At 44.1% G+C, this 10,193-nt stretch carries 8 protein-coding genes; 5 read left to right on the forward strand and 3 right to left on the reverse strand.

All coding sequences use genetic code 11. The features are described 5' to 3' along the window. Positions 1-124 precede the first annotated feature (124 nt). The 3 genes from uvrC to porW form a co-directional block, all read right to left on the reverse strand. Positions 125-1,948: an excinuclease ABC subunit UvrC gene (gene uvrC, locus DDR33_RS20315; RefSeq protein WP_202913802.1), complete on the reverse strand. Its 1,824-nt coding sequence runs from the start codon at positions 1,946-1,948 to the stop codon at positions 125-127. An 83-nt stretch (positions 1,949-2,031) separates the two neighbouring features. Then, positions 2,032-4,293, reverse strand: coding sequence for a penicillin-binding protein 1A (locus tag DDR33_RS20320; protein WP_109417638.1), 2,262 nt, complete (start codon positions 4,291-4,293; stop codon positions 2,032-2,034). A 2-nt stretch (positions 4,294-4,295) separates the two neighbouring features. After that, entirely contained in the window at positions 4,296-7,277 is a 2,982-nt protein-coding gene (porW, locus tag DDR33_RS20325; protein WP_109417639.1) for a type IX secretion system periplasmic lipoprotein PorW/SprE, read from the reverse strand. A gap of 283 nt (positions 7,278-7,560) precedes the next feature. Here porW and DDR33_RS20330 point away from each other — a divergent pair, with 283 nt between their 5' ends. The 5 genes from DDR33_RS20330 to DDR33_RS20350 form a co-directional block, all read left to right on the forward strand. Continuing rightward, positions 7,561-7,812 carry an AtpZ/AtpI family protein gene (locus DDR33_RS20330; RefSeq protein WP_109417640.1) on the forward strand — a complete coding sequence of 84 codons (252 nt, stop codon included), beginning with the start codon at positions 7,561-7,563 and terminating at the stop codon, positions 7,810-7,812. Then, on the forward strand, positions 7,809-8,198 hold the full coding sequence (locus tag DDR33_RS20335) for a hypothetical protein (RefSeq protein ID WP_109417641.1): 390 nt from the start codon (positions 7,809-7,811) through the stop codon (positions 8,196-8,198). The genes DDR33_RS20330 and DDR33_RS20335 overlap by 4 nt, the downstream gene beginning before the upstream one ends. An 11-nt stretch (positions 8,199-8,209) precedes the next feature. Continuing rightward, positions 8,210-9,340 carry a F0F1 ATP synthase subunit A gene (gene atpB / locus DDR33_RS20340; protein ID WP_109417642.1) on the forward strand — a complete coding sequence of 377 codons (1,131 nt, stop codon included), beginning with the start codon at positions 8,210-8,212 and terminating at the stop codon, positions 9,338-9,340. Positions 9,341-9,374: 34 nt separating this feature from the next. Beyond that, positions 9,375-9,590 (forward strand): ATP synthase F0 subunit C, encoded by a 216-nt coding sequence (gene atpE, locus DDR33_RS20345; RefSeq protein WP_109417643.1) that lies wholly within the window; start codon positions 9,375-9,377, stop codon positions 9,588-9,590. A gap of 97 nt (positions 9,591-9,687) precedes the next feature. Next, the coding region (locus tag DDR33_RS20350; RefSeq protein ID WP_109417712.1) for a F0F1 ATP synthase subunit B at positions 9,688-10,193 on the forward strand (506 nt) is incomplete at its 3' end.

Consider the following 10,193-nt stretch of genomic DNA (forward strand, 5'->3'; position numbering starts at 1 on the left):
GAGGAGTTGCCTGAAGCCCCATGGAGGTACAGGTGAGAATTTAAAGACTATTACTTAAATAAGTATATCCGGGGAATTGAGGTTCTCCGGATTTTTTCTTTTAAAGGGGATGTGATTGATTGTTTTACATTCCGCTGCTATCGTTCTTAGTGCTTCCTTTGAAGTACTGGAGGAGTGCGCCGGTTTGTTTGGTATTTAGTATCTGACGAAGCTCATCGGCGGTAGCCTCCCTGATCTTCTTCACTGATTTAAAGTGCTGGAGAAGCCTTTCTGCGGTCGTCTTCCCTATGCCAGGGATATTGCTCAGTTCGGTTGCAAGTGTGGCCTTGTTTCGTTTCTGGCGGTGAAAGGTGATACCGAACCTGTGGGCTTCGTCACGGAGCTGTTGTATGATCTTTAGTGTTTCTGATTTTTTGTCTAGATATAGAGGGTACTGGTCTCCGGGATAGAAGAGCTCCTCAAGCTTCTTGGCTATGCCGATCACTGTTAACTTGTTGTCTATTCCCAGGAGCTTAAGACTTTTCAGGGCAGAAGACAGCTGCCCTTTACCTCCATCGATGATCACCAGCTGGGGAAGGGGGGTGTTTTCTTCCAACATTCTCCGGTACCTGCGGTAAACAGCTTCCTCCATAGTTGCAAAGTCGTTGGGGCCTTCAACTGTTTTGACATTGAAATGCCTGTAATCTTTTTTTGAGGGCTTAGCGTCTTTGAATACGACGATGGCAGATACCGGGTATTTTCCCTGGAAGTTGGAATTATCAAAACATTCGATATGTCTGGGCAGCTGATTTAACCTCAGATCTTTCATCATCTGGGTTAACAAGCGTTCTGTTCTTACTTCCGGGTTAAGCTTTTCGTATTGTTCAATCCTTTCCCGTTTGAAGAAGCTTACGTTCTTCTGGGATAGTTCCAGCAATTTCTTCTTTTCTCCCAGTTTAGGCACAGTAAAACGTATACCGGGATCCTCTATTTCCAACTCAAAAGGCACGATGATCTCTTTTGAACTGCTGCTGAACCGTGTCCGGAACTCGGAGATCGCAAAGCTAAGCAATTCTTCATCTGTTTCGTCAAGCCGTTTCTTCATCTCAAGGGTTTGGGTCTGGATGACCGTTCCGTTCATGACCTTAAGGAAGTTTACAAAGGCGTGTTTTTCATCGGAGGCGATACTGAATACGTCAACGTCGGAAATAGATGAATTAACGATGGTTGATTTGCTTTGGTAACGTTCGAGCAAGTCAAGCTGATGCTTCAACCTATGCGCCTGCTCAAAGTTGAGACCGGCAACAGCGGCGTCGAGTTCTGCCTTTACGTTTCTGATGACACTCCCGGTTTTTCCGTTGAGGATATCCTTGATGTTCTCTATATTCTGATTATAGTCGTCTTCTGACTGGTAAGCCTGGCAGGGGCCTTTGCAGTTGCCGATCTGGTATTCAAGGCATACTTTAAACTTGCCGGCTGCTATATTTTGTTTGATGAGGGGCAGATTGCATGTACGCAGTGGATAAATTTCCTTTACGAGGTCGAGTATGGTGTGCATCATACTTACAGATGCATAGGGGCCAAGATATTTGGAGCCGTCTTTTACAATGCGGCGGGTCCAGTAAATCCGCGGGAACGGCTCATTTTTGATGACAATCCATGGATAGGTCTTATCATCTTTGAGCATGATGTTATATCTGGGCTGGTGTTTCTTTATAAGGCTGTTTTCAAGCAGCCAGGCATCGATTTCGGTATCTACGATAGTGAACGTGATATCAGCTATTTTGCTTACCAGTACCCTGGTTTTTGCATTAATCCGATAGCTGTCTTTATTGAAGTAAGAGCTTACCCTGTTTTTGAGGCTCTTAGCCTTCCCGATATAGATTAGTTCTCCGGCGGCATCCCAGAATTGATAAACACCCGGTTTAGCCGGGATTTTTTTTAATGCCTCCCTGTAGTTGAAATCCATCAGCACTCCTGTTTATAAACAACGACACTTTAATTCTACCCGGCCATTTCCGGGCATCCTTTCTTTTAAGCAAAGATCCGGTACTATTGAACCGGCTTTGCTGGCGCTGGCTGAGGCGAGCTACCAGCAGCTGCAGAATCAGCAGTGGCCGGTTTTGCTCCATACGCATCACAATTTATAGTAATTGTTGCTCCGCCCGGGGGAGGAGGGAAGTCTCCTTTTGTATATTTCAGAGCCGGATCGGCGTATACTTTTTTCATGTATAACGCAAATACAGGAAGAGCTGAATTAGCGCCCTCTCCCTGGTTGGTTGAAAGAAAGTGAATAGCCCTGTCTTCCGCTCCGGTCCAGACTCCCGTGACCAACTGAGGCGTGATTCCAATGAACCAGCCGTCTGAGTTGCGTTGAGTTGTACCTGTCTTACCGCCTATTGGATTGGTCAACTTGTATTTATAGCGCAGACGTACCCCTGTGCCCTGATTGACTACACCCTTCAGCATATCAGTCATGACATAGGCAGTCTGTTCATCCAGAGCAACCACAACTTTAGGTTTGGGTTCATACAGCACGTTTCCATTTTTATCTTCAACGCGTAACAGGTAAACAGGTTCGTTCCATACACCATGATTTACAAAGACAGAATATGCTCCTACCATATCGTAAAGAGTGGCATCGAAGGTACCCAGGCAAATGGAAGGATATGCAGGAACATTCGGAACGCCAAGCTTCTTGGTTAAAGTAGCAACAGCTGTTGGGCCGAGTTCGCTCATCAGCCTGGCCGTTATCCAGTTCTGAGAATGCGCAAGGCCTTTTTTCAGAGTAATATAGCCGGGAATAGTATGATCTGATCTTGGGCTCCATCCATCAATTGTTACCGGTTCATTCGGCAACTGATAGCATGGGGAATAACCGTTGGTAACAGCGGCGGCATAGGTGAAGGGCTTTGCTGTCGATCCAACCTGTCTGGCTCCCATCTTTACCTGGTCGTATTTAAAATGCTCAAAATTGATTCCGCCTACCCAGGCCCGTACATATCCGGTACCAGGGCCTTCGCCTGCTTCAACAGAAAGGAGTGCATTCCGCAGCAATAATTTGTAATATTTGATGGAGTCCATCGGCGTCATGACGGTATCAATATCACCGCGCCAGCTGAATATGCTCATTTTGACAGGAGTGCTGAAGTTTTTCAGGATATCGCCTTCCGTTAAACCTTCTTCCCTGAGTACCTTATATCTGTCTGAACGTTTCATTCCCTGCTCAAGCAGGATCTCAGCCTCTCCCTTAAACGGATTCCTTCCTTTCCAGACCTTAGTGAACTGTACCTGTAAGGTTTTTATATATTCCCGCTGGGCATCTTCCGCGTATTTCTGCATACGGGAATTAATTGTCGTGTAAATTTTCAGTCCATCGCGGTCCAGATCATAGGGAGTATCATCGGCTTTTCTGATATTCCGTTCTTCGAAGATCTTTTGAATGTCTTTTTTTAGAACTGCCCTGAAATAAGCGGCATACCCATCATTATGGTTAATTGGTCTGAAATTAAGACCGAGTGGCTTTTCTTTCATTTCCTCTGCTTCGGGGTCTGAGAGATAGCCTGCGTTGTGCATATTGTCAAGGACAGTATTTCGCCGTGCCAGAGCCCTGTCAGGGTTTCTTATGGGGGAATAGTAAGAAGGGCCTTTCAGCATTCCCACCAACAGCGCTGCCTGGTCCTGGCTTAATTTGTCGGGAGTAGTGTTGAAGTATGTCTGGGCTGCTGATTTGATACCAAAGCTGTTGTAGGATCCAAAATCGACAGTATTTAAATACATCGTAATAATCTCTTCCTTGGTATAGTTCCTTTCAAGCTTAATGGCAATAATCCATTCCTGAAGCTTTTGAATAAACCTTTTAAATACATTGTGTGCCCGTCCCTCTTCCTGGAACAAGTTGAGGGCGAGCTGTTGTGTAATGGTACTGGCTCCCTGCTTTTTGCCCACCAGGTTGTAAAAGATTATGGTAAATGTACGTTTGAAGTCAATGCCGGAATGGCTGTAAAACCTTACATCTTCTGTAGCTATCAGTGCATTAATGACATTAGGCGAAATCTGATCGTATCTTACATTCGACCGGTTCTGGACGAAATAAGAGCCAAGAACGACGCCGTCGTCGGAAATGACATCAGAGGCCAGGTTGCTTTTGGGGTTTTCCAAATCCCGGAAGGATGGCAGTTTGCCGAACAGGCCCAGTCCGACACTGAAGATCAGTATGATCCCGAAGGCTATACATCCTAAGATTATTTTCCAGAAATTTATTGTATAACGTCGTGTTTCTTCTTTTGTTAACTGCGCTTTTTTTCGTTGCATACTTATTTGTAGTTCTTAAAGAATTCAGCGTACGAATCTATCAGTGCACGCGAATTTAACTTATCCAGTTCATCTTTACTAACTACAAAAGTATTATATCTTTCGGAAGCTATCTTCATTATGTCTTTTATTAACGGAAGAATGCTTTTTTCGTAGTTTACTGCAGCTGTCAGGCTGTTGAACGGACCTACAAATATCAGTTGATTTTCGTTATTTACAGATTTTAATTGATGTTTTATTCTTAAAGCAGAATACTTTGAGCGGTTAAACTGACCGATACCGAACCTGGAAGGGCTGAGATCGGCAACTGCCGAATTTACATTTACCACAAAGTAGTACTCTCCTGCTTCCGGCAGACTGAAGTTTGCAGCAGGCTTTGGCGCCTGTGGTTTTACATCAGAGGTCTGTTTAGCTTCTTTTACAGGAGGCGCTACTTCCGGCAGAACCTCTGCCGGTTTTTCCGCCGCTGCTGCAGGGATTTCCACTTTCACTTCTTCCGGCTTCTTTACCTCTTCGGGTTTCGTTACTTCTTCTGTCTTTTTCTCAGGAGTGACAGTTTTCTCCGGGATGGCAGCTGGCTCGGCAACCGGAGTTTTCTCAGGCGCAGCAGCAATCACCGGTTTCGGCTCTTCTTTTACCGGAGGAGGAGTTACGGCTGCCTTTTCAACAGGAGGAGTTACTAACGGCTTTGCAGGCTGTACTGCAGGTTTGTTCTGAGCGATAACGGGCTTCAGGGGAACAACCGGAGCGGGTTCCATAAATATGTTATTGTCAGGATCGTAATCAAGCAGCGCTGTTGGCCGGCTTAAAAACTCATTCCTGTTTTCTGTAATATACCGGAGATGCTGACGTACAAGAGGAGTAACAAGTTCATCTGTTGAGAAAGTATCGGCTATCGCCATCAGCTGATTTTCAAAAGGGAGTAATTTTTGAGTATGGCCTATTGCCAGAGCCTTAAGATAAGCGAGCTGAGGAGAAAGCTTGTTGTTCCCGAACGAGTTTTCCGCGCCGGAAACCCGGTCAATCACATCTGTATATTTTCGATGCGTATACAGCTCATAGACGGAAGTATACACTTCGTTAAGCGCTTCTTCAGCTGCATTCGCTTCTGATCCATAACGCGGGTTAAGGATCGCTTTCGCGTACTGAGATCCAGCGTAATTTTTCAGCAGTTTATCACGGTATTCCTCTGACTTTTGCCTGTCGACCTGAGAGTAGAGCAGATACAGGTTATAATAAGCGGCGGGCGTATAAGTGCTTTCGGGGACTTTAGCGAGTAATTCCTCAAGCGTTTTCCGTGCTTCTTTCTCATCTTTAAGCTCTTCCCTGTAGAAGCCGGCTATTTCATAGTATGCTGCCGCCACTCTTTCATTAGAACGTTTAAATGCATCAGGTGTCAGCGGAAGATCTTTCAGTATATTCTGCTTTATCCGTTCTTCCGGTGATGTAGCAGAACCGTCCTGTGATTTTGCTATAAGCGGCTGACTGGAAGGGTTTTCTGTTACATCGGAGGCTGTTTTGCGGCCGCGCCTCCAGTCGTCCGTTGCCGGCCTGTTGCCCCAGCGTCTTTTGAAATCCGAAAATCCCTGACTAACCGCTGCTGCATTATTGAAATAAAACTTTCCTTCCAGCTGATTAGAACCGGGCCGGTCTATTGCTGCAGTGAAGGTATCTGAAGGTATATCCGCTTTTACATTCCCCGGCTCCAGTGTTTTTTGAGCCTGTTCTCTGACCAGTTGTGAGATGCGGTCCTGTCTTTCTGCGTCTGTCATACGTGCCAGAGTCCGTAATGTATCTTCTTTTGCGATCACCCGGTAGCGATCAGCAAGTAATTCGAGATGAGAACTTTTCAGTTTGATCTGCTCATATCCTGCAAATCCCGGAGGAAGGGTAGTGAGTGTTGTGTCGTAATATGCTTTTGCTTTGGTGTAGTTGCCGCTCCTGAAATGGATATCTGCCAACTTGAGATACGCCAGACCTTTGTGAACCGGGTTTTTGGCAGATAGCTGTTTGGTAGCTTTCAGGTAGCTTGCGACTGCTTCTGCTATCTGTTGCCGTTCCGTGTAAATATCACCGATCCTGTAATAAATCTGATCGGCAAAGTCTTCATTTTTATGGCTTTTAAGCATGGCCCGTAAGGCTGCCACGCGATCGATCCTTTTTGAACCTTCCTCGTCGCTCATTCTTATACGGTTCAGTGCTGCATTGAATGCCATCTCAAATGATACATTACTTTTCGCTACTGTTGTATAATTCAGGAATGCTTCCTGGCGCTGATTGTTATTTTCCTGCAGCTGAGCCAGAATATAGGTCCATCTTAATTTGTATTTTTTCGACTGCACCAGCTCCAGTGCTTTGATGAGGCTTTCTACGGCCTTTTCTTCCCGGCCGGTATTGATGAGTAACTGAGTATACGCGGCATATACTTCAGGTATAGCCCCGGAAGATGTATTGAGATATTTGAACGCAGTATCGATAGTAGCGGATGCTTCCTGGGTATTATTTAAATGCAGAAGTGCCCTGGTTTTCCAGGCGAGTGAAGAAAGTCTTAAGTCCGTTTCTTTGGGATAGGTCCGGAAAACATATGTAAAGAATTCGACTGCATCGTAGTAGTTGCCTTTTAAATAGTTTGCCTTTGCTATGGTAAAATAAGCATCGTCTATGTAATTGCTTTGATTCTTTTCATTTACTATGACGTAGGCCTTCCGGATGACAGAATCAAGTAAAGGCGAAGGAGAGCCGTCCTGGTTTGATGCCTCCTTATAGAGCGGTAAAATCTGGCTGAAATCGTCGTAGTATGAATCTTCAACATTCCTCTCGTTTTCTTCAAGCAGAAGCTTTGCGTTATAAAGGATATTATATCGTGTGGTCAGATTCTGCAAACCCCTGTTAACGGTTGTCTCCTTTTGCATTCCACAACTTCCTGCAATAATGCAAAGCGTTACGAGGGCAAAAAAATATTTTAAAGACGAGATGAGTTTCATTAGATCAAATGTAATCAGTACTTAAAAATTACCTGGCAAAAGTATATTTAAAAAAAGCACTTCTGCCGCCGGTTTTCTCTTCTACGTAAAATTACCGGAATGTTTACGATTTTGTTAAAATTTTTATTTGCGGACTTTCGTCTTACCCCTGTTACCCGGATCTGAGGGTTGTACCTGCCTTATAAAGTTACGGCAGTGTCCGGGATAAATCAACCTTTTGCCTTTAAATCAGCAGGTTCTTTGTTTTAATTTCTAACTTTGCCGCTCGAGCTAGTTGAACGGTATGTCTGAAAATAAGGGAACGGATAAAGAAGAAGAGCTGAAGCGCGGAAAGAGGGCTATGAACAGCTATGCCTATTATACCGGTATGGGCTTCCAAATGATTGCGGTAATAGGCATTTTTGCGTTTATCGGGTATAAGATTGACGCTTCTCAGGATACCAGTACTCCCCTGTATACCGCGTTCTTTAGCCTTGCGGGTGTTTTAGCATCATTATATCTTGTTATCCGGTCTATTAAAAAAAATCAGCCTTGACTCCTCTTCGGTTTACTATTTTCTTCAGTATCTATGCGGCCTGCCTTGGCACGCTGGCCTTTGTTCTAAATGGTGTATCAGGCGGTACGATCCTGATACCAAAATTCTGGGTAGTTTTCGGCGTACTGGCCGTGCTTACGTATAGTGCTTTTATCGTTTCATGGATCGGGATCAGGAAAGGCGGGGAGTTTTCAGTGTACACCATACTGGGTTCGCTCGTTGTAAAACTACTGATGAGTATGGCGTTTGCATTGATTTATCTCACTAAAATAAATGTGGATAAAGTGATCTTCGTCATTGATTTTATTTCTATATATTTCTTTTTTAGTGCCTTTGAAATATGGGCATTGTTAACTAACTTGCGCCACCCAAATAAATCGGAATAATCACGCATTAAATGGATTTTAGCGATACTTTAAAACTAAGAAAAACAGGGATAAGTGCGGTTCTCGCTCTTTTTTTTATTCTGCTTAATGTTACAGTTATAAAAGCTCAGCATCATGCTGGTGATACCACTCTTTCGTCGACGTTAAAAAGCGATGCCCAGATACCCGGGGCTGAACATGCTGAAGGTAATCATGGTGAAGAGAAATTCGACCCGACTTCAGCGATCATGGAGCATATTGCTGATTCTCATTACTGGCATTTGTGGGGGCATACCTCTCTTCCTTTGCCAATCATTCTTATTACGGACAAAGGGCTTGAATGTTTTTCGGCATCAGAATTTCATCACGGAGAAGAGGCTTATCAGGGTAAATACTATACGTATAAGCTGATCGAGGATAAAATCTTTGCTGTAGATGCTTCAGGAAACGTAGACAAGGCCGCTTCTTCTCATGTTTATGATTTCTCGGTTACAAAGAACGTTGCGGCATTGTGGATAGCTGTGATCATTTTGATCCTGGTCTTTACATCCGTTTCTTCAGCTTATAAGAAGAGGGAAGGAAAAGCGCCGAGGGGTTTCCAGTCGTTTATTGAGCCGGTCATCTTATTTGTCCGTGATGATATCGCTATTCCTAATATAGGGTATAAGTATGGTAAATACATGCCGTTACTTCTTACATTGTTCTTCTTTATTTTTATTAATAATCTTCTTGGGCTGCTGCCGATATTCCCGGGAGGAGCAAACGTTACGGGGAATATATTTATGACTTTTCTGCTGGCGTTTATCGTTCTGCTTGTGGTTAATTTTAGCGGCAATAAATACTACTGGAAACACATTCTTTTGCCAGATGTGCCTCTTTGGCTTTATCCAATCATGATCCCGGTTGAAATAATCGGTGTTATTTCAAAGCCGTTTGCGTTAATGATTCGTTTGTATGCGAATATTTCTGCCGGCCATATCATTGTTCTGAGTTTGATCTCTCTGATCTTCATCTTTAAATCCCTGGCTATTGCCCCGGTTTCTGTAGCTTTCGTTCTTTTTATGGATGTTCTGGAATTGCTGGTAGCATTTCTGCAGGCATTTATCTTTACGATGCTTACAGCTTTGTTTATAGGGACAGCGGTGGATGAGCATCATCATTAATAATACAATTTTAACTATATAAATAATAATCATTATGGTAGGTTCAATAGCTGCATTAGGTGCAGGTTTAGCAGTAATCGGTGCTGGTATTGGTATCGGTCAGGTTGGTGGTAAGGCAATGGAAGGTATTGCACGTCAGCCAGAGGCTGCTTCAAAAATTCAAACAGCTATGATCATCGCAGCAGCGCTTGTAGAAGGTGTTGCCCTGTTCGGTGTGGTAGTTGCCTTATTGGGTAACAATCCTCAGTAAGGGAAGGACTTCGGTCTGAAAATGGGCCGGACAATTAACGATTGGTTATTTTTCCGGCCCCTTATTTTGAACGAAAAGACAAAAATCAAATAGAAAAATGGGAGAATTATTTGAGGGTATACTTAATCACCACCTCGGTTTCGTAGTTTGGTCGGCGCTGGCTTTTATCCTGCTTTTGGTTGTTCTGGCGAAGTTTGCCTGGAAGCCGATTTTAAGCTCTATCCATGAGCGTGAGCAGTCTATAGAAAATGCGCTTGCTTCAGCAGAAAAAGCAAAAGAAGAGATGGCGCGTCTGACGAGCCAGAATGAAGCGCTGTTGAAAGAAGCACGGGCAGAGCGTGATCAGATCCTGAAGGAAGCGAAAGAACTTAAGGATAAAATTGTTGCTGAAGCAAGAACAAGTGCTCAGGCTGAAGGAGCAAAGATGATTGAGAAAGCTAAGCAGGAAATTGACAGCCAAAAGGCTGCGGCTCTTTACGAAGTGAAAAGCCAGGTAGCCAACCTTTCACTGGAAATAGCGGAAAAGGTGTTGCGCCGTCAGTTTGAAGATCAGGCTAAACAGGAAGCTTTGGTTGCTGACCTGCTAAAAGAAGTAAAGCTAAG

Source organism: Pararcticibacter amylolyticus, assembly GCF_003130405.1.
Taxonomy (GTDB): domain Bacteria; phylum Bacteroidota; class Bacteroidia; order Sphingobacteriales; family Sphingobacteriaceae; genus Arcticibacter; species Arcticibacter amylolyticus.

What these genes read in the sequence shown, in the direction of transcription:
- uvrC (WP_202913802.1), bottom strand. Translation starts at nt 1,948, where the DNA reads ATGGATTTCAACTACAGGGAGGCATTAAAAAAAATCCCGGCTAAACCG.
- DDR33_RS20320 (WP_109417638.1), bottom strand. Translation starts at nt 4,293, where the DNA reads ATGCAACGAAAAAAAGCGCAGTTAACAAAAGAAGAAACACGACGTTAT.
- porW (WP_109417639.1), bottom strand. Translation starts at nt 7,277, where the DNA reads ATGAAACTCATCTCGTCTTTAAAATATTTTTTTGCCCTCGTAACGCTT.
- DDR33_RS20330 (WP_109417640.1), top strand. Translation starts at nt 7,561, where the DNA reads ATGTCTGAAAATAAGGGAACGGATAAAGAAGAAGAGCTGAAGCGCGGA.
- atpB (WP_109417642.1), top strand. Translation starts at nt 8,210, where the DNA reads ATGGATTTTAGCGATACTTTAAAACTAAGAAAAACAGGGATAAGTGCG.
- atpE (WP_109417643.1), top strand. Translation starts at nt 9,375, where the DNA reads ATGGTAGGTTCAATAGCTGCATTAGGTGCAGGTTTAGCAGTAATCGGT.